Source organism: Clostridium paridis (genome assembly GCF_016765615.1).
Taxonomy (GTDB): domain Bacteria; phylum Bacillota; class Clostridia; order Clostridiales; family Clostridiaceae; genus Clostridium_T; species Clostridium_T paridis.
On record NZ_JAESWA010000025.1, the window covers coordinates 24,138 to 45,124 of the forward strand.

20 protein-coding genes are annotated in these 20,987 nt (G+C 29.9%); 13 read left to right on the forward strand and 7 right to left on the reverse strand.

What is annotated here, in order from left to right; all coding sequences use genetic code 11:
- Positions 1 to 3: 3 nt before the first annotated feature.
- Positions 4 to 771: a class I SAM-dependent methyltransferase gene (locus JK634_RS17155; protein ID WP_202768956.1), complete on the forward strand. Its 768-nt coding sequence runs from the start codon at positions 4 to 6 to the stop codon at positions 769 to 771.
- Positions 772 to 833: 62 nt separating this feature from the next.
- On the opposite strand, the gene JK634_RS17160 is transcribed toward JK634_RS17155, so the two are convergent.
- Positions 834 to 1,718 carry a LysR family transcriptional regulator gene (locus JK634_RS17160; protein WP_202768957.1) on the reverse strand — a complete coding sequence of 295 codons (885 nt, stop codon included), beginning with the start codon at positions 1,716 to 1,718 and terminating at the stop codon, positions 834 to 836.
- Between the two features lie 172 nt (positions 1,719 to 1,890).
- On the opposite strand from JK634_RS17160, the gene JK634_RS17165 reads away from it, so the two are divergent.
- The 6 genes from JK634_RS17165 to JK634_RS17190 all read left to right on the forward strand — a co-directional run bounded on the left by JK634_RS17165 (position 1,891) and on the right by JK634_RS17190 (position 9,413).
- Positions 1,891 to 2,472 carry a LysE family transporter gene (locus JK634_RS17165; protein ID WP_202768958.1) on the forward strand — a complete coding sequence of 194 codons (582 nt, stop codon included), beginning with the start codon at positions 1,891 to 1,893 and terminating at the stop codon, positions 2,470 to 2,472.
- Positions 2,473 to 2,519: 47 nt separating this feature from the next.
- Entirely contained in the window at positions 2,520 to 5,468 is a 2,949-nt protein-coding gene (locus tag JK634_RS17170) for a DEAD/DEAH box helicase (protein WP_202768959.1), read from the forward strand.
- A gap of 204 nt (positions 5,469 to 5,672) precedes the next feature.
- Complete coding sequence (locus tag JK634_RS17175) at positions 5,673 to 6,815, forward strand: SPFH domain-containing protein (RefSeq protein WP_202768960.1); 1,143 nt, start codon at positions 5,673 to 5,675, stop codon at positions 6,813 to 6,815.
- Between the two features lie 11 nt (positions 6,816 to 6,826).
- Positions 6,827 to 7,912 carry a TFIIB-type zinc ribbon-containing protein gene (locus JK634_RS17180; RefSeq protein WP_202768961.1) on the forward strand — a complete coding sequence of 362 codons (1,086 nt, stop codon included), beginning with the start codon at positions 6,827 to 6,829 and terminating at the stop codon, positions 7,910 to 7,912.
- Between the two features lie 117 nt (positions 7,913 to 8,029).
- Complete coding sequence (locus JK634_RS17185; RefSeq protein ID WP_202768962.1) at positions 8,030 to 8,467, forward strand: MarR family winged helix-turn-helix transcriptional regulator; 438 nt, start codon at positions 8,030 to 8,032, stop codon at positions 8,465 to 8,467.
- 100 nt (positions 8,468 to 8,567) lie between these two features.
- Positions 8,568 to 9,413 (forward strand): (Fe-S)-binding protein, encoded by an 846-nt coding sequence (locus JK634_RS17190; RefSeq protein ID WP_202768963.1) that lies wholly within the window; start codon positions 8,568 to 8,570, stop codon positions 9,411 to 9,413.
- Between the two features lie 94 nt (positions 9,414 to 9,507).
- On the opposite strand, the gene JK634_RS17195 is transcribed toward JK634_RS17190, so the two are convergent.
- Positions 9,508 to 10,443, reverse strand: a complete 936-nt coding sequence (locus JK634_RS17195) for a helix-turn-helix transcriptional regulator (RefSeq protein WP_202768964.1) — start codon at positions 10,441 to 10,443, stop codon at positions 9,508 to 9,510.
- A gap of 119 nt (positions 10,444 to 10,562) precedes the next feature.
- On the opposite strand from JK634_RS17195, the gene JK634_RS17200 reads away from it, so the two are divergent.
- The 3 genes from JK634_RS17200 to JK634_RS17210 all read left to right on the forward strand — a co-directional run bounded on the left by JK634_RS17200 (position 10,563) and on the right by JK634_RS17210 (position 13,337).
- Entirely contained in the window at positions 10,563 to 10,985 is a 423-nt protein-coding gene (locus JK634_RS17200; RefSeq protein WP_202768965.1) for a pyridoxamine 5'-phosphate oxidase family protein, read from the forward strand.
- Positions 10,986 to 11,142: 157 nt separating this feature from the next.
- Positions 11,143 to 12,591, forward strand: coding sequence for an MDR family MFS transporter (locus JK634_RS17205; protein WP_202768966.1), 1,449 nt, complete (start codon positions 11,143 to 11,145; stop codon positions 12,589 to 12,591).
- A gap of 119 nt (positions 12,592 to 12,710) precedes the next feature.
- A complete protein-coding gene (locus tag JK634_RS17210; protein ID WP_202768967.1) occupies positions 12,711 to 13,337 on the forward strand; it encodes a flavodoxin family protein in 627 nt (208 codons plus the stop codon).
- Positions 13,338 to 13,387: 50 nt separating this feature from the next.
- Here the strand turns inward: JK634_RS17210 and JK634_RS17215 are convergent, their stop codons facing one another.
- The gene (locus JK634_RS17215; RefSeq protein ID WP_202768968.1) at positions 13,388 to 13,927 is read right to left on the reverse strand and encodes a TetR/AcrR family transcriptional regulator; all 540 of its coding nucleotides are present in this window, start codon (positions 13,925 to 13,927) and stop codon (positions 13,388 to 13,390) included.
- 116 nt (positions 13,928 to 14,043) lie between these two features.
- On the opposite strand from JK634_RS17215, the gene JK634_RS17220 reads away from it, so the two are divergent.
- A complete protein-coding gene (locus tag JK634_RS17220; protein ID WP_202768969.1) occupies positions 14,044 to 14,790 on the forward strand; it encodes an EFR1 family ferrodoxin in 747 nt (248 codons plus the stop codon).
- Between the two features lie 109 nt (positions 14,791 to 14,899).
- Here the strand turns inward: JK634_RS17220 and JK634_RS17225 are convergent, their stop codons facing one another.
- From JK634_RS17225 to JK634_RS17240, 4 genes are all read right to left on the reverse strand, one after another.
- On the reverse strand, positions 14,900 to 15,835 hold the full coding sequence (locus tag JK634_RS17225; protein WP_202768970.1) for a phosphotriesterase family protein: 936 nt from the start codon (positions 15,833 to 15,835) through the stop codon (positions 14,900 to 14,902).
- A gap of 776 nt (positions 15,836 to 16,611) precedes the next feature.
- Entirely contained in the window at positions 16,612 to 17,433 is an 822-nt protein-coding gene (locus tag JK634_RS17230) for an SDR family oxidoreductase (RefSeq protein ID WP_202768971.1), read from the reverse strand.
- Between the two features lie 195 nt (positions 17,434 to 17,628).
- Entirely contained in the window at positions 17,629 to 18,516 is an 888-nt protein-coding gene (locus tag JK634_RS17235) for an AraC family transcriptional regulator (protein ID WP_202768972.1), read from the reverse strand.
- A 485-nt stretch (positions 18,517 to 19,001) separates the two neighbouring features.
- The gene (locus JK634_RS17240) at positions 19,002 to 19,586 is read right to left on the reverse strand and encodes a recombinase family protein (protein ID WP_202768973.1); all 585 of its coding nucleotides are present in this window, start codon (positions 19,584 to 19,586) and stop codon (positions 19,002 to 19,004) included.
- A 356-nt stretch (positions 19,587 to 19,942) separates the two neighbouring features.
- On the opposite strand from JK634_RS17240, the gene JK634_RS17245 reads away from it, so the two are divergent.
- Positions 19,943 to 20,233: a hypothetical protein gene (locus JK634_RS17245; RefSeq protein WP_202768974.1), complete on the forward strand. Its 291-nt coding sequence runs from the start codon at positions 19,943 to 19,945 to the stop codon at positions 20,231 to 20,233.
- 101 nt (positions 20,234 to 20,334) lie between these two features.
- Entirely contained in the window at positions 20,335 to 20,958 is a 624-nt protein-coding gene (locus tag JK634_RS17250) for an HAD family hydrolase (RefSeq protein WP_202768975.1), read from the forward strand.
- The last annotated feature ends 29 nt before the right edge of the window (positions 20,959 to 20,987 follow it).

The following is a 20,987-nucleotide window of genomic DNA, read 5'->3' on the forward strand; positions in this document are numbered from 1 at the left end:
AATATGGATTTGCGTTTTGCATTTAATGAAGATGCAGAGAACTATGATAAGATGAGACCAACATACTGTAGAGAGCTATTCAATGATATTATTGAATATTCTGAGCTTAAAAAAGATAAAAAGGCAATAGAGGTTGGAATAGGAACAGGACAAGCAACAACTCCTTTTCTTAAAACTGGATGCATTGTAACTGCAGTTGAGTTAGGAGAAAACCTAGCAGAATATTCTAGTGAAAAGTTTAAGGAATATAAAAATTTTAAAGTATGTAATGTTTCTTTTGAGGATTTTGAATGTGAAGATAATAGCATTGATATAATTTATTCCGCCACAGCATTTCATTGGATTCCAGAGGATATAGGTTATCCAAAGGTTCATAGATTATTAAAGGATAATGGAGTAATAGCTCTTTTCTGGAATAAACCCTTTCCAGCTAAAGAGGATGATTTGCTGCACCAAAAGATTCAAGGTATATATCAGAAATACAGACCATCAAATATGAGAATAGTAGAACCAGCTAGTGATCGTTATAAAAGGATATCAGAAACTATAAAATCTTATGGATTTAACGATTTAGAAATGAAATTATATCAGGGGAATCGAAAATTTTCTGCCAGTGAGTATATTTCTTTACTAAATACCTATTCAGATCATAGGGCTATGCCAGAACATACAAAACAATTATTTGAAAGTGAGATTGAACAAGCTATTATTGGCTATGGAGATATTTTTCATATTCATGATACTATAGAGTTATATATGGCAAGAAAATAAAAAATGATATAAGAATATAAATGGTCAGGAGAATTTAACATTTTCCTGACCATTTATATTTATTATATTTTAAAATCCTCTCGCACTAGCTGCATAAATAAAGACATAGCAGGACTAATCCATTTGTTTTTATGATAGGAATATATAGCAGTTATCTTGGCATCAGAGCATCCTATTTTAAGCTCATTTAATTTATTATTCTCAAGTTCTTCTTCAACTACGAAACGAGGCAAATAAGATATTCCTAAATTGCTAGCAACAGATTTTTTTATTGTTTCAATGCTCCATAATTCTATAGTATTATCTAGGAATATATTATTCTCACGAAAATACCTCTCGAGCATTCTTCTGTAAATACAATTAGTTTCATTTATAACAAGGCTTGTACTTATTTTTTGATTCGATTTGCAAAAATCAACCGCGTCCTTTTCAAATAAAGGAGAACAAACTAAAGCTAAAGTATAATCAGCTAAGTCTACTGAAGTCAAGCTATCTTGTGGGTTTCCAACATTATATAATAAGCCAATATCGATCTCGCCTTTTAATAGCATATCATTTATAACAAAACAGTTTTCAGAAATAATAAACAGATTTACGCTTGGAGCGTGCTCTTTAAATAATTTAAGTACATTTTGTAATTTATATGATATTAATGATTCAGCAATTCCTATTCGTAATTCGCCTTTAATATCATTATGCTTTCCAATGCTTTCAATTTTCTTTATGGTATCAAGTAACTCATTTGTGTAGGGAATCAACTCTCTTCCTAGAGGAGTCAATACCATATTACGCCCGATTTTTTCAAAGATTTTAATTGAAAGTGCTTGTTCAAGTTGCTGAATTTGTGAAGTAACAGTAGACTGAGTGTATCCTACTTTTTCTGCAGCCTTTGAGAAACTACCTTCTTCAACAATGCTTTTAAATGTTTTAAAATGTCTAATATCCATTTAACTCCCCCTTAAGATATATTTATAATATATTTGTAAAAATGAATTGTCAATTCGGAAATATCAATTTTACAAATATATAGCCCTTTGATAGTATTGATTTACGGAAAGTATAGTGAATGAGTAAGTCACTATAGACACTTTCTATTTAAGTATATTTAGGGGGATTATTATGAACTATATAGCATTTTTATCATTTACACTTTTAACAGCATTTACACCGGGGCCTAATAATATTTTAGCTATGTCTAATGCTGGTAAGCATGGTTTGAAAAAAAGTCAGGGCTTGATTCGAGGGATATTTGCAGGATTCTTTTCAGTCATGATATTATGTAGCTTTTTTAGCGTCGTACTTGTTAATATTATTCCGAAAATAAAACCTATAATGACATATATAGGAGTAGCTTATATTTTATGGCTTGCATGGCACGTCATAAAAAGTAAACCTCAAGAAAAGGTTGAAGGTAAAGAAAAAGTAGATAATTTTATCACAGGCTTTATTCTCCAATTTGTGAATGTAAAAATTATATTATATGGAATAACAGCAATTTCTACTTTTGTTACACCTTATTATAATTCATTTCTTTCAATAGGAGTATTTACTATTTTAATTACAATTTTTGGATGCACGGGGGTTTTTACCTGGGCTATGTTTGGGGCTGTATTCCAGAAGTTTTTTGAAAGATATAATGGAATTATTAATACTATAATGGCATTACTTTTAGTATATAGTGCAATTACTTTAGTTATATAGAAATTCCTATGCTATAATACAATCTATGAGTGGAAGGGAGTGATTACTTGAAGTTAGTTGAATTGAAGTCTATATTATTTAAGTCTGCTTCTAATGCTATGAAAATAGAAGGGGAAAATGCTTTAAGAAAGGGAATGATTACTTATTTCAAAAGCAAGAATATAGATAATATGTATCATATCTATGGCAAAGTTAGAGATGAAAATAAACCAAAAGAATATGATACTCATATTAAAATCAATCTACAGAAGAAAAGATTAGATGGAGTTGTATGCTCTTGTGATGAGTTCAAAGAATTTGCTTCAAGTGGATATACATTTATGTGTAGTCATTTAACCGCCACAAGTTATAAATTTTTAAACCTGATATTAAAGGATAAGAAGGTAGAAAGTCAAAATAATAAAGAGATAGAAGCAAAGAAAGTTAAAAAGTCAGAAAAAGTAAGCACGGCAAGACTCACTAGAATAGTAGAAAAAGATTCCATATATTATCAAGGACAAAAATCATCAAGCAGTGAGAGAATTAGACTTAAGCCCAATGAACTAAGAGCATTCTTAGAGGGGATAGAAAATAAAAAAATTAAATTTAAGTATGATTATATAGAATTTTTAGTTCCAATTTTCCATAAAGATTTACCTATAACCTTCAACTTAAAAGAGGATAATAATCATATTATACTAACAACGCACAAACAACTTCCTATTTCTCTAAACTCAAAAAATGATGTCTATTATTTTAAAAATGAGCTTTACTTGCCTTCTAAAAATCAAATCGAGAGTTATTCAATTATTCATGAAAAACTTAAGCTATATGGAAAGGTTACTTATAAGAAAGATATAGATAACTATAATAAGCTAATTTTCATACTAAGTAGAATTTCAAAAGAAATGAATATATCAGAAGGTTTAAGAAATTTCGCAACGAATGTAGCTAGTCCAGAATTTAATGTTTATCTGGAAAACAATAAAATATATTGCGATGTGTTTTTAATTTATGGTAACAAAAAAATAAATATTCTAAATGAAAGCAAGAATGAGGATGCGTTTATAAGAGATTATAACAAAGAAGATAAACTCTTAATGAAGATCGAGAAAAATAGTTTTATAAAACATTCCAATAGATTTATGTTTATTGGAGGAGATGAAGAACTATTTAATATATTAAGAAGAAAAGAAAATAGCCTACATTCTTTAGGAAAGGTAATTTTAGGAGATGGGCTTAAGAAGATGAAACTATATAATTCAACTTCTATTATTTCAGATTTATATGAAACTGATGGGTATTATGATTTTTCCTATAGCATAGGGGATATTGGAAAAGATGAATTATACGATGTATTTGAAGCATATAAAGGAAACCTTAAATTTTATAAAACAAAGAGCAATGAGTTTTTAGATTTTGAAGATGAGGGAATAAAGCACTTTTTTAATCTTTTTGAAATATTAGATATAAGTGAGAATATTGGAGAAGGAAATGTAAAGATAGAGAAAAGCAAAGCATTATATTTATATGAAAATATAAAAAACAATGGATTAGGAAACATTAGAGAATCGATAGAGTTAAATGAAATAGGAAATAAGTTAACTAATTTTAATAAGTTAGATATAAAGGTGCCTGATAGTTTTATTGGAACCCTTAGAGAATATCAAGTTAAGGGTTTTAAATGGCTTAAAATGTTGAGCGAGATAGGGTTTGGGGGAATACTTGCAGATGAAATGGGACTTGGTAAAACAGTTCAAACTATAGCGTTCATGTTATCTGAAAGAGGAAAAAGTACCTTAATTATATGCCCAACATCATTACTTTATAATTGGAAAGATGAGCTTGATAAGTTTGCTCCAAGTTTAAAGGTGCTAATATTACATGGAGCAGAAAGACTTGAAAGAATAGAAGGCATAAATGAATATGATGTAATATTAACAACTTATGGAGTTTTAAAAAGAGATATAGGTTATTATAAAGATATTACTTTTGATTATTGCGTCATAGATGAAGGACAAAACATAAAGAATGCTTTAACTCAAAATACTGTGGCTATAAAAAAAATAAATGCTAAAACAAAGTTTGCATTAACAGGAACACCTATTGAAAATAATTTAACTGAGCTTTGGTCTATATTTGATTTTATATTGCCAGGGTATCTATATGCTAAAGAAACGTTTGAAAAAAAATTTGTTCAAAGTGGAGATGAAAATATAGAGTGGCTTAAGTTGTTAATTAAACCATTTATCTTAAGAAGGACTAAAAAAGAGGTGGTTAGTGAGCTACCAGATAAGATAGAGAAGAAGTTTTTAGTTGAAATGACAGCTCCTCAAAAATCTATATATGGAAATTATATAAAAACAATAAAATCAAAAATAAAAAATGGTAGTGATGATAGGTTTCATATACTTTCATACTTAACTAAACTAAGACAAATATGCTTAGATCCATCTCTTGTATCAGAGGATTACTGTGGGGGAAGTGGGAAGTTAGATATTGCAATGAAACTAATTAAAGAGCATAGTGCGTTAGGTGGGAAAGTTCTTCTGTTTTCACAGTTTACCTCTGCATTAGATAAAATTCAAGAGAAGCTAAGCAAAGAAAAAATAGAATATCTTCGCCTAGATGGGAAAACAAAGCCAAAGGATAGAATAATAATGGTGCAAGATTTTAACAAAAATGAGGATGAAAATGTATTTTTAATCTCATTGAAGGCTGGAGGAACTGGTTTGAATTTGACTGCTGCAAACTTAGTTATTCACCTTGACCCATGGTGGAATCCAGCTGTTCAAGATCAAGCTACAGATAGAGCTCATAGAATAGGTCAAACTCATACAGTAGAGGTAATTAAACTGGTTGCAAGAGGGACTATAGAAGAAAAAATAATTCATCTTCAGGAAGATAAAAAAGAACTTATTAATAGTATTCTTACAGGAGAGCTTAAAAATAGTAGTTTGATTGAAACATTATCTAGAGAAGATTTAATAAATTTGTTTGATAGAGATTATCTTTAATATTTAGTAAAAACCCTTGATTGAATATCAAGGGTTTTTTTGATCAATATATCACTTAGAATCAAATATAATTTGTTCTCAAAATAGAATTTAGATAATTACAATAGTATATAACTAAAACCATATATTTCATGAGAAATTTTTGGTAAAATAAAATAAGATTACCAATAGGATTATATAAATACTACTAAAGGAGAATGTTTTATGGGATTACTTGATCTTTTTACGAATCAATTTATTGAAGTCATTGAGTGGACTGATGATAGTAGTGATATGATGGTTTATCGTTTTCCAGTTGCCAACAATGAAATAAAGATGGGGGCACAGCTTACGGTAAGAGAATCTCAAGTAGCTATTTTTGTAAATGAAGGTAAAGTAGCAGATGTATTTGCACCAGGAAGGTACACACTTACGACTCAAAATTTGCCTGTGCTTACTTTATTAAAATCTTGGAAATATGGATTTGATTCACCTTTTAAGGCAGAAGTTTATTTTATTAATACAAAGCAATTTATTGATCAAAAGTGGGGGACAACGAATCCTGTAATTGTTAGAGATTCTGAATTCGGAGTTGTTAGAATAAGAGCGTTTGGGGCATTTACATTTAGAGTTAATGATGCATTGACCTTTCTTAAGGAAATATTCGGGACAAATGGAGTTTTTGAAACGGATAGTATAATAGGACAATTGAGGCGTTCTATTGTTTCCGGTTTTTCAGATATTTTAGGGGAAGCTAAAATATCAATCTTAGACATTTCATCTAACTATGACGAGTTAGGAAAAATAACGCTTGAAAAATTGCAGACTACATTCAATGCTATGGGGCTTCAGCTGAGCTCTTTTTATGTTGAAAATATATCAGTTCCAGAAGAGGTGGAAAAGGCAATCGATAAGAAGTCAACCATGGGAATTTATGGTGACTTAAATAAATATACTAAATTTCAGACAGCTGAGGCAATTAAAGATGCTGCTCAGAATCCAGGCCAAGGAGGCATAAACATGGGAATGGGATTAGGTGCTGGGGCAGCCTTTGGTGCAATTATGACTGAATCATTAAAAAAAGAACCAGAAGCAATAAATACTACACAATTAAATGTTAATGGAATGCAATGTCCTACTTGTGGTCATAAGATTTCAACAGATTCAAAATTCTGTCCGGAATGTGGAAGTTCTATAATGCCTCCAAAAGTTAAATGTTTGAAATGTAATGCAGAAATAGAAGAAAGTATGAAGTTCTGTCCAATATGTGGTACTCCACAGATGAGAGAAACAATATGTGGTAAGTGCGGCAAAAAAATGCCTTTAGGAGTTAAATTTTGTTCCGAATGTGGAGAGAAGATTAATTAGGAGGAAATGATATGGAAAATAACTCACGTCAAAATATTAGTGAAGTTCAAAATTATGTTTGTCAGGGATGCGGAGCAAACATGAAATTTGATCCAGAATCTCAAACATTAAAGTGTGAATATTGTAATAATAGTCAAGAGGTATTATCCCAAGATAAGCATATTAAAGAATATGATTTCAAAACAGCAGAAGATATGGCATCAAAAGATTGGGGAAGTGAAACCAAAGTAGTTCAATGTACAAGCTGCGGCAGTGAAGTTGTGTTTAATAGTCTAGAGGTTGCAACTAAATGTTCTTTTTGTGGTTCAGCATATACGGTTAAAAATGAAGCAACTATAGGAATAGCTCCTGAGTCACTAATTCCTTTTAAGATTTCAGAAAAAAAGGCTAATGAAATGTTTTCTGATTGGATAAAGAAAAGACCATACGCTCCTGAAGCCTTAAGAACCAGCTATAAGAATGATAAGATGACGGGAATATATATTCCTTTTTGGACATATGACGTTGATACTATTTCAGATTACTCCATTGAAGTAGGCAATAATCATCATATTACTGAGAATTATGTGGTTGATGGCAATACTAAAAAAAGAACAGTAAAAAAGATGATATGGAAAACTAACAATGGCAAATATTCTAAGTATTATGATGATATCCTAATAAACGCATCTAAACAAATAGATGAGAAGCTCATGAAGGAACTAGAACCTTTCCACTTAAAGGAGCTTGTTGCATATGACCCTAAATTTCTTTCAGGTTTTGCAGCTGAGAAGTATAGTATTGGACTAAAAGAAGGATGGGAAAATGCAAAAAGAGGTGTTGATGAAGATATAATGTCATACATAAAAGAGAATAATAAAGGCGAAAAGATAGGAGATATTAATATATCAACAAGCTATAATGATATAAAGTTTAAGCATATTCTAGTTCCAGTTTGGATTTCTTCCTATACATATAAAAATAAGGTGTATAGGTATATTATAAATGGACAGACTGGAGAAGTACAAGGAGATGCGCCTACAAGCTTGATAAAGCTTCTTTTGGGAATGGCTTTCCTTATAGCAATCGGATATTTCATTTTAAGACATTATAAGTAAAATAATTCATTTAATATAAAAACAGGTTATTTACTAGCCTGTTTTTATATATTGACAAAAGGACAGAATGGATGTACCATTTAATAGTGTAAATACACGAAAAGAAAAGGTGATAATATGGATAGAAATATTTATGAAAAAACCTCAGCATCTTGTAATTGCTTAAATATTAGGAGAGCTTCCCAAGCAGTTACTGAAGTTTATGATGAATTCCTTGCTCCAAGTAATTTAAAAATAGGGCAATATTCATTACTTAAACATATAAATCAATCAGGACCAATAAGTGTTAGTGATTTAGCATTATTAATTAGGTTAGATCGGACTACGCTTGTTAGAAATTTAAAACCTTTAGAACAAAGTGGACTTATTGAAGATATATCTAAAAAAGGGTCTAGAAATAGGCAGCTTAAGCTAACCTCAAAAGGAATTGAGACTTATAAAAGTGCTGAAGAGCATTGGAAAAAAGCGCAGAATTTCTTAGAAGAATATTTAGGAAAAGATAACTTAGATATTTTTACAACACTGCTTTCTAAAATTGAGGCATTAGTGCCTTAATTTTTTTAATACATATAGTGTACATACACTAAAATGACAGGTATTAGCTATTAGGTAGTTATTGAATATTTAAAAGCAATTAAATAATGGAGGGGTTAATATGGAGAATCTAATTAAAAATGAAATTAAAAGATACATTAGAGAAAGCAAAGAAAATTGGTTTGAAGTAATTAATGATACTTATTATGAGGAACCAATTATAAAATTCGCCAATGGCGATGACCCTTTATTTACTGAGTACAAAAAAATAATAGGAGAGCATCATTTTACACCAAAGGAAGCTTTCGAATTAGCATTTGGAGAAGGTAGTTATAAAGGGGGAACTGTTATAAGTATTGTACTTCCGATAAATGAGAAAACTAGGAAAAGTAATAGAGCACAAAAAGAATTTGGTTCAAAGGAGTGGGCATTAACGCGTACATTTGGAGATGAAGTTTTTATTAATGGGTTTGCTAAGTATTTAGAAAATTATTTGAGTGAAATGGGATATAGAACTATATCACCTCACAAGTCAGAGTGGTTTAAAATCCAGAAGGATAGTTCAGGACCAACCTCAAATTGGTCTGAAAGGCATATTGCATACGCTGCTGGGTTGGGAACATTTTCTATAAATGATGCATTTATCACAGAAAAAGGAATAGCTGTGAAGTTAATTTCGGTGGTGACAGAATTAAAACTAACTCCGGACGATAGAGTGGCTAAGAGCCATACTGAGAATTGCCTCTTATGTAGTAAAGGTATATGTGGAGCATGTATTAAAAGATGTCCTGTTGGTGCAATTACTAAAGATGGGCATGATAAGATAAAATGCTACATGCATGTATATGGAAAAGAATCAAGTAAGCTAGCAGAATCTTATGGTGGAAATCCAAAGTTTGGATCTGGATGTGGCTTGTGTCAAACTGGAGTTCCTTGCGAAGGAAGAAATCCAATGAAAATTAAATAAAATATTATTGTACAAATTATTATAAATATATAATTAAAAACCTTGGAGTACTACATATGCCCCAAGGTTTTTATGTGCTTAAGAAATCCATGTATCAACTTGTTTTATAAATCCTCAGCATATTTTTTATTCTTCTAATAACCTCTAAACGTACGTGATCTGGCTCTAAACATTCGCATTTATCCCCCATTCTAAGCAGCATGTTATACCAATAATCGTCTTCGATAAATTTCAAGTAAACTATGAACTTATTATCCTTATAGGGTTTGATGTTTTCTTCACCAGCAAAGTCTATCATTAGGTGTCGTAGTGATTTATCAATAAGAAGCTTTATAGTTATGTACATTTTTTCTACATCTTTTGATACCTCTAAAGGTTTATAATCAAATTCCCTTGGTATAAAGGTTTCATTAAGAACTTGTAGTGATGAAACACGAGATAGTCTAAATATACGAAAATCTTCTCTAGTGATGCAGTAACATTGTAAGTACCAGTTTGAATTTTTTAAAATCAGCCTATAAGGTTCAACTTTCCTTTGACTCTTATTCCCTTCTTGATCTGAGTAATCAAAAGATACATACTTATTCTCACTAAGTGCTGTTTTTATTTCTTCTACATTTAAGGAAACTTTTTTGTTTCCAAACCAAGGTGTATGGTCAATACTAATTTGATTTGATCTTAATTCAATATCTCTTATTTGTTCCTCAGGAATTAAACCTTTGACTTTGGCAATTGCATTTAGAATTTCTTCACTTTTAATTGTAGAATTTATAATTCCAAGCCCTAACAATAAGGTTTGGATATCAGAAAGGGTAAAGAGCTTTTTTTCTATTTTATACTGCTCCATAATTCCTATACCACCATTAACTCCAGGATAAGTGACAATTGGGATACCTGCCATATTTATCGTTTCAATATCTCTATATATTGTTCTTGGAGTAACTTCGAACATTTCGGCTAGCTTTGTGGCGCTAATTTTTTTGCGTTCAAGTAGAATCATAACAATGGATATTAATCTGTCTATTTTCAATTACATCACCCTAAAATAAATTTTTTTTAATTATAGCACATAACCATGACATATAGTTGTCAGGGTTTCATGTGTTAGTATAAGTGAGTAGAAAATTTATATACAAAAGGAGAATGAATATGGATTTTTTAAAAGAATTTAATAGACTAATGGAAGAAAGTAAAAATATTGCACTAGCAACTTCAAAAGACAATTTACCTAATGTTAGAATTTTATCGTATAGTTATGATGCTCAGGATAAAGGAGTTGTTTACTTTTTAACATTTAAAGGGACTCAAAAGACCTTTGAGTTAGAAGAAAACAATAAAGTTTCATTTACTACAATTCCAGATGGGACAAGCGAGGTAATAAGGGTTGCAGACGCTATAGTAAGTAAGTGTGAGGGGGATATTGATAAAATAAAGTCGATAATTATAAAAAGATTCCCTGAGCAAGAAGCACTAATCTCAAATTCAGGACATATTCTAGATTTTTATGAAATTAAATTTAATGAGGCAAATGTTATATTAGGACCAAATAAAACTGGTAAAGTAATATTATAATATTTTAATAATAAGGGTTTTAAGTTCAATTAATAAGAAACTCAGTTTTCTCATTTTAATTTATTTAGGTGAAAGCTGAGTTAATTGTTATGTAGTAAATTATAGGGTATAATTTATACTTAAAGCTAAGGATTATAATAAGGAAGGAATTTAAGAAATGAATTCGAAAAAGAGAAGTATAATAATAGCATTAATGGTAGCAATGTTTTTAGGTGCAGTAGAAGGAACAGTTGTCACCACAGCTATTCCAACTATAGTAAAAGACTTACAAGGATTTGAAATTATTAGTTTGGTTTTTTCAGTATATTTACTAACATCTGCAATTTCTACACCGATATACGGTAAGTTATCAGATTTATATGGAAGAAAAAATATGCTTACAATTGGAATAATAATATTTTTAGTTGGAAGTTCATTATGTGGGTTATCTCAGAGTATGTATATGCTAATAGCATTTCGTGCAATTCAAGGTTTAGGAGCTGGAGCTATATTTACAGTTACATATACAATTGTTGGTGATGTGTTTACATTAGAAGAAAGACCTAAGGTTCAAGGAAGTATAGGAACAGTATGGGGGATTGCAAGTCTTTTGGGTCCATTTCTAGGAGGGGTATTAATAGACACTCTATCTTGGCATTGGATATTCTTTATAAACTTGCCGTTTGGTATATTATCAATAATACTTCTTCAAAGGAATTTAAAAGAAAACTTTGAAAAGAAAAAACATAATATAGATTTTGCAGGAATTATTACATTATCATTAGCAATGGTTATATTTTTAAATATCTTCTTATCAGGTGAAAAGGTAAGAATTAATTACAATATATTTATTAGTATATCTATAATTTTAACAGCTGTATTCTTAGTGATATTTTATAAGGTTGAGAGAAAAGCAAAGGAACCAATCATTCCTTTTGATATATTTACAAAGACAACTACATTAGTGAATTTAGTTAGTTTTCTAGCCTCAGCAGTACTTATAGGAGCAAATGTTTATATGCCTATATATATTCAAAATATATTAGGATTTGATGCTAAAATATCAGGTTTGGCACTAGCACCAATGTCAGTATCTTGGCTCATAGCTTCAGTAGTACTAGGAAAATTAATAATAAAATATGGGGCAAAAGCAGTAATATTTATATCTAATGTAATATTATTAATTAGTACTATATTATTACCTACTCTAGGCATTAATTCATCATTATTATTGGTAATAATATATGCAACTATAATGGGTTTCGGCTTCGGTGGAGCGTTTACTATACTTACTATAGTTATACAAGAATCAGTGGAATATAATAAAAGAGGTGCGGCGACTGCTGCAAATTCATTGCTTAGAACAATAGGACAAACAATAGGTGTAAGTGTATTTGGAAGCATATTTAACTTGTACATAGTCAAGTACTTTACTAATCGTGGAATCAGTGGAGTGGATCCAAGCAACTTATATAAATTAGTTTCTACTAATGGTGCAGTAACTATGGAGCAAGTAAAGCTTTCTTTAAGTAGTTCACTACATGTTTTATTTGTTATATTTATAGCAATAAGTGTATTATCATTAGTTTTAACAGCTATAATACCTAAAGATGTCAAAGAGGTATAAGAATATTCTATTACTTTCTATTTAGTTACTATGTTACAGAAAAGTGCATACTTTCTTTAAGCTAGTAATCATATTTATAATAAGGATAGATTATATTTATATTATATGAGGTGAATAAAATGAAGGTATTACTTATTAATGGAAGTCCAAAAGCTAAAGGCTGTACTTATACTGCGTTAAGTGAAGTGGCAAAGGAACTAGAAAAAGAAAATATAGAAACAGAAATTTTCCATGTAGGAAGTCAACCTATACGTGGCTGTATGGCATGTGGCGGATGTGGTAGAAATGGTGATGGAAAATGTGTGTTTAATGATGACACTGTAAATATTGCGATAGAGAAGATTAAGGAAGCTGATGGACTTATATTTGGATCACCTGTTCATTATGCAGCTCCGTCAGGATTAATTACATCTTTCTTAGACAGAGTATTTTATGCAGGAAACTGCTTTGAAAACAAGCCAGGAGCTGCGATTGTAAGTTGCCGTCGTGGAGGATCAACTGCAGCTTTTGATCAATTAAATAAATATTTTACTATATCTAATATGCCAGTGGTATCTTCTCAATATTGGAATATGGTTCATGGAAATACACCAGAGGAAGTGGTTCAAGATTTAGAAGGTATGCAGACAATGAGAACATTAGGTAGAAATATGGCATGGCTTTTAAAGTGCATACAAGCAGGAAAAGAAAATGGAGTTAAGTTACCAGAAAGAGAACCAAGACAAGGCACTAATTTCATACGTTAATATAGAAAGCAATCAGCATAATTCAACATTATACTGATTGCTTTTTTTAATTACTCGTTCATAAATTCACATACTGTTTGAGCCATATACTCATCACTTTGTTTCATTCCATCTTTTGCCCATTCAATTAAAACATTATATAGTCCACCTACTAAAAGTGCAATCCATAGCTTCTGTTTTTCAGGAGGATAGGATCTATTACATGAAATATCTTGAGATAAAACATAAAAAGCCTCTATACATTTTTCAAGGAGCATATTGGATAAATTTGATTTAATCAAGTTGGAAATCAACTTATCATGTTTTCTAAAGTAGGAAAAATATAATCGAACATTTTCATAGTTAAATTTATCTTCATGTGGTTTTATCTCGCTAAAGTACTCTTGAAATAGTTCTTCTATATAAGTATTAATAATGTCTTCTTTAACAGTATAATTTCTATAAAAGGCCATTCTTGACACACCAGCCTTTTTTGTTATTTCAGTAATAGAAATCTCATTAAAAGGCTTGTTTTCCATTAGAATCATAAGAGCAGTAAAAATACTTTCCTTAGTTAACTTATTTTGCATGTTACTTTTTTTATTAGCCATAACAATATCCTCTCTTTTGTAACGTTTCGTACTTGTACTATTGAAATGTTTTTATAGCTACATTATACTATACAAAAAGTAGTGTTACAAATGTAACAGTAAATTAGGAGGATATTATGAAAATATTATATTTTACAGCGTCAGGAAACAATTTATATGTTGCTAAGAGAATAGGGGATGAGTATTATTCAATTCCAAAACTAATAAAGGAAGGAAAATATGACTTTGAAGACGAAAAAATAGGAATAGTATTTCCCGTTTATAATGGTGGAGTACCTGAAATAGTAGAAAAGTTTTTAAGTAAAGCTAAATTAAAAAGTAATTATATATTTGGAGTAGCTACTTATGGAATGTTTGCAGCATCAGCATCAAGACATTTATTTGAGATTGGTAAAAGAAATGGAATAGAATTTTCATATATAGATGAACTGCTAATGGTTGACAATTATCTTCCAGGATTTGATATGGAAAAACAAAAGAAAAGTGAACCTAAGAAGAATATTGAAGAAAATATAAATAGAATAATCAAAGAAATTAGTGAAGAGAAAAAATATATAAAGAAACATACTATTATTGCTGAAGGTATTAGAAGATTAAATAAAAAATTAACTTACGACAATGAATTTCAAAAGAATTTTATAGTTGAAGATAGTTGTAATGGGTGTAAAACCTGTGAAAAGGTATGTCCAGTGAATAACATAAAAGTAGAAGCAAAGCCTGTATACAATAATAATTGTCAGCAGTGCTTAGCTTGTGCACATAATTGTCCGCAAAGAGCCATAAGACTTAAAAAGGAAAAGGGTACAGCAAGATTTATTAATCAAAATGTTACTTTAAAAGAAATAATAAATGCAAATAATTAGTATTGATATAATTTCCTAGGGAATTATATCAATAACTGAAATAAAAGGCTTAGTAGTATGAATTAGAGTTTATATAACTAAGCCTTCTAAAATATATTTAATAGATTGTTTACTCAATGTTTAATATTTTAGCAGGGTTTTTTATAAGAATTTTATTAAAAACTGTTTCTGAAATCCCCTTTGATTTACAGATAGGAATGAATTTAGTAAATATATTGTTATAGGATCTTAGTTTACTATCCTTAACGACTCCAATTTCATAACAGCCTGCATCTTGTGATATTAATAACCGATCAATTAAGTTATCACAAATAAGTTTTTCTAAAAGATTTATTTGTATTTCATAAGGTTCAGGGAAGGCGCTAATGGCATCAATTTCTACCCATATACCTTTCTTAACTAGTTTATATACTGTTGTATAGTCATTGGACCAATCTACATGTAACCATATAAACTTATCATAAGGAAGGTTCTCTTCTTCGATAATTTCTACTGCCTTAATTGCACTTTTGGAAGAACCTATATGACATTCAATTGGTAAACCTGTAGCAAGACTTGTCCTAGCTGCAGATCTCAAGAGCTTTTCCTGTAGTTCTGATATAAAACCTTCATCACCTAAAGCCAGTTTAATAAAGCCAGGATAAATACTTGTACCGTCTATTCCGTTTACAAATTCATTAATCCAAGCTGCTGAAATTTCATCTATAGTGCTATTTCTAATCTCATCAGGTATAAATTTACCTCTATGTTTTCCACCATCCCATGCTCCGCAATTTGTTATTATATTTAGGCCTGTTTTTTCAGCACAAGCCTTTAAAACCTCAACGTCTCTTCCAGATCCACACGCAGTAGCCTCTACTAATGTTTGACACCCTAGTTTCTTTAATTCAAGTAGATAAGGTTCCATGGTAGTAACAACTTCCTCAAGAGAATATAGATTTTCTCTAGTATTTTCTGCGCCACTCCAATCCCATATTATATGTTCATGCATTAAGGTAATGCCTAATTGAGAGGGCTTTATCTTTCCTAAAACAGTATTAATCATAAAAAATCTCCTAACTACAACCTTTGGTACATTATACCAATTAATTTTCTAATCGTATAGGCTCAAATTAATCATAATTAAGCGGACTAATTACGCTTCTTAGGTTGACAGCTATGGCTTAGAACCCATTCTAGTGTTTATTTTTAAATTCCATATACTAGGAAAGTAGTTGGTGTTATTTAGAAAATTGTTGACGATACCCCTTAGTGCAGTATTAGTAACTTTTGCACTTCTTCGTAAAAAAGTTAAACCAATATATATAATATTGGTTTAACTTTCTTAGGCATAACTGGTGGAGCAGTAGCTGCTATTAAAAAATAAATGATTATGATATTAAGCAGACTAATAATTAAGCAGCATATTTAGTCTGTTTAATTTATATATATTTTTAATACATATGAAATAAATCATTTATAGAGGTTTATATGAAAATTGTAAATCCAATATTAAAAGGTTTTAATCCAGACCCATGTATATGTGGGGTAGTTCCAGCGAAGCTGCTATTTGTGTAAAGTAAAAGTTAATATTTGTAAAGATGTTATAATGATACGGCCATAATACGTGAATTTGCTCATTCTGCCCTAATTGTAAATTTAGTGCTTTAAATATCTACCATTTTCAAAAGACACAGGGTTTTAAGGGCCTAGAACCCCTTTCAAATGCAGCCGACATACATGGAAATAGCTACATTACACAATTAATCTCCACAATGTAATCTATTCTTATTTCATTATAATTGGCAAATAATATTAAAAAAGTAAGAACTGAATCGCTTACTATTTTTGATTCAGTTTAGTTCGCATAAAATCAGTAAATTCTTGATAGTCCATATCAATTCTAGCATCCACCAAATTCTGCACATTACTTGCAATAATGTATCGAAATTGATTTCTTTCATCAGTGGCAGCTTTATACACTACATTCGCTATATCTTCTGCACTATCACGGTGTCCCACAAGCATTGAATAGAAATCATCTGCATCTTTCAAATATTTGGCGTAAGAACTTAATTCGGCTAATTCTGGTCTTTTTTCAGCAGCTATCGTATGAAAATTGCTGGAGAATCCGCCAGGTTCTACAACTTTTACAACAATACCTTGAGAAGCTAATTCATAGGACAAAGATTCCGAAAATCCTTCAACAGCAAACTTGCTACTATTGTAGATAGATATTGCAGGTAATCCAATTAATCCTCCGCAAGAACTTATGTTAATTATTATGCCTCCATTTTTTCCTTTAAAATGTGGAATTAATATACGAGTAACTTCCATTAACCCAAAAACATTGGTTTCAAACTGCTTACGGATATCTTCCTGAGATACTGCCTCGAAAAGACCGTACTGACCATAGCCAGCATTATTCACCAATACATCAATTTTTCCAAAGCATTTGATACCTTCTTCAACTGCATTCAAAATACTCTGATTATCCAAAACATTCAAACGTGTTACAAGAACATTTTGAAATGATGTTAACTCCTTTTCTTTTTCTGGTGATCGCATAGTAGCTATGACATTCCATCCTTGTTTTGCGAACATCTTAGCTGTTGCTTTGCCTAAACCAGATGAAGCGCCTGTTATTAAAACAGTTTTATTCATATCCATCCCTCCGTATCTATCTCTTAAATGTGTACTATCCAGCAACTATTTCTTTTGCAACATAATTTACATTAAGAGAAAGTATAATTTTTATTACTGATCTTATTTTTCCCAGATCTTGATGTTAGTATAACATTTAAGAGGATAATGTTCTTTTCTAAATGATTCAAAGTATTTGATTATTTGGTTCAAATACTAGAGTTCATAATTTGTTTTTTTTCTATAGAAAGTGGGAGAAGAACCAGTAATTTTTTTAAATATACGGGAAAAATGCGCCAGATTTTCAAAACCTGTCATGAAGCAAATATCTGTAATAGAGAGCGATGTACTAGCCAATAGTTCTTTGGCTTTAGTGATTTTGCGTTCTCGGATCCACTGGGCTGGCGGAACTTGATAAATTGCATAAAAATCTCTTTTAAAGCTTGATAAGCTTCTTCCAGATAAATATGCCAAATCCTTGAGTGAAACTGGGTTCATTATATTTTCTTCCAGGACTTTAGTGATATTTGTGCTCGACGGAGGTTTAAATTGAAGTAATTGTTGTATGAAATTATTATCGATGGCAGCTAGATCATATAAAAGTTCTAAAAGTTTTAGTTTTATTAAATTGTTGTCAATAGATTCATTTTCATTGAAATAGGACTTTATAGATTCTAAATATTTTAACAAACGCTCATTCATGGGTTGAACATTAATTGTAACTAGTTGCTTGTACTCTCCTGGTTTAATATTTATCATCTTTGCAAAATGTTTCAATAAATCATCCTTCAGAAAAAACATCCAGTAATCTAAAGTATTATTATAATCTAAATCACCTATCTTATTATATTCTATAACCACACCTTTTTTTATAAGTACCATTTGATTTTTCTTCACAGTTATTTGTTGTTTGCCTAGATTTATGGTATATATACCACTTAAAACAAATAATAACAGATGATCCTCAAGATAAATTCTTCCTTGACGACTACTTTGAGTCAAACTACAAGTTTCCATTACAGTTAATCCATTGAGTTTTAGTACATTATGATAATTTGATGGTTTGATCCTATCGTTAGGCATTTTTACAATTTTATTTCTCATTGATCTAATGAAGATGTTAACCTTCGTCCTCCTTCGTATTTTCTAAACCGAAATGTATTAATATCTAAATAGCTATAAAAAAATATAATACATAGTACATGTGTAGTTATTATACTCTTTAGATTTATATTATTATAGCTCTTACATTTTTAGCCACCGATGCTGCCTGCATAGGTATTCTATATTTTAATTTAAATTCTTTAATTCCCAAATAACTATGTGTATAAGATGATGTCCTGTTCAAAACTAAACCATCCTTAATAATGGAATTACAGTTTATAGTAGAACTAAATATGAAGTTCAATGTGATTAGCTTCATATTGGTGTGATAAGTATTAGTGATTCAAGCTGGGCGGGAAGTAATTGCTTTAATGAATCAGGTAAATAGGAGTGCCTTAGATAGTTTTGATGTTATTTGGTTTGTGTAGCAGTGGAAAAAGCATAAAACATATCCTAAAATTTTATAGATAATTAAATTTAAATTATTAAAAATTACATACTAGGAATTTATTTGTATTCTCATATTCTTTTATCAAACTATAAAATGTATTTCTTCTTAAATTTAATATTTCCATTGCCTTAGTTCCAGTTATTTCTCTATGCTTATATCGTTTATAAATTTCTACCCAGTTTGTAGGAAATTTAATTTTCTTTCTTCCTTTATACTTTTCATTTTGTTTGGCAATTGCAATTCCTTCAGATTGTCTTTCTAACATACAATCTCTTTCAAATGTTGCTATAGATCCAATCATAGTAAGCATAAGTTTTCCAGTAGCTGTTGTACTATCTAAATTTTCTTTTAAACTTATTAAATTTACTTTTTTATCAGTGAAATATTCTACAAGATCTAGTAAATCTTTTGTACTTCTTGCAAGTCTACTGAAGCTTTCAATATATACAACATCTCCTTCTCTTATAAACTCCATTAATTCATTTAATGCTTTTCTATTTATATTTTTACCACTACATTTATTTTCAAAATATTTTTCTATTCCTTTTTCTTTCATCATTTCATATTGTCTTGCTGTATTTTGTTCAATGGTTGAGATTCTTATATATCCAACTTTCATAATTTATACTTACTTTACTTATAAATTCACCTTATTATACCATTTTGTTTATTTAAAATTGATACTTATAAAAACAATTTATTAAATTTAAAATTTGTTTATTTAGACTGTGCTCTAATAAAACTTTATAGAAATATTTAACATAATTTATCTATGTAAATTTTATTAGTGGTATAGCCAAAATTATATATTTCAGGTTATATTGCAGAGATTTATCCATTACACTTTAATTGTATAAAAGTAACTGATTAAAAATATCGAAGTGCTATATCTAAATTTATCAGAAAAGCATTAAGATTTCATTCTTAAAATATTAAGTAATAAAATCTATGGAACATATATATTGTAATGCAATAATGTCATATAATGGTGAGAAAAAGATGGATGATTTGGAGTTACCAAGTGATTTAAACCTAGCTTTAAGTGAAAGGGTTTCTAGAATAAATAATCCATTGGATATTGAAGCGCAGGAGATATACTTGAGACTAAAGAATTCAACAAACCAAATGGATCTTAAAGAATATTTACAAGTTAAATTAGAATATCCTGAATTAAATTACACTGAATATCCTTTAAAAGAATTTCGTTCAATCAAAGGAGTATTATCTATAATTGGTATGTCTCCCAATAATGATAATCATAATTAAGTGGACTAATTACGCGTATGAATATATTCGAATGAGTTATGCTATAATTGAAAATATTATAGAGTAATAAATTTATAGGGTCTTGATAGATAGGAGGAAATATGAAATTAGATAGTATTATTTTCGATTTGGATGGAACCATATGGGATTCAACAAGCAGCATTATAGATTGCTGGAATAAAACTTTAGATAAATATGATGAGGTAAATAATAAATTAACCATTGATGATATGAAAGGTATAATGGGATTAACACAAGAAGAGGTTGGGAAAAAGCTATTTCCATACCTTGATGATGCTAAGAAGGCTGAAATAATGGAAGATTGTTGCAAGAGAGAATGTGAACACTTGGAACAGAGTGGAGCAATCTTATATGATAAAGTTGAAGAAACATTGGAAAAGTTATCAAAGAAGTACAATTTATTCATTGTAAGTAACTGTCAGTGTGGATATATAGAAGCGTTTTATAAGTATCATGGACTTGAGAAGTACTTTAAAGATCATGAGAGTTCAGGTAATACTGGGTTAAATAAAGGGGAAAACATTAAATTAATAATAGAAAGAAATAATTTAAAGGCTTCTGTGTATGTAGGAGATACCGAAGGAGACTTAAAAGCAACAAAAGTTGCAGGAATACCTTTTGTTTATGCAAGATATGGTTTTGGGGACGTTGAAGAATATGATTATGTTATTGATAGCTTTCAGGATTTATTAATGTTTATATGAGGTAAAAAGAAGAATCTGTTTATTTTAGA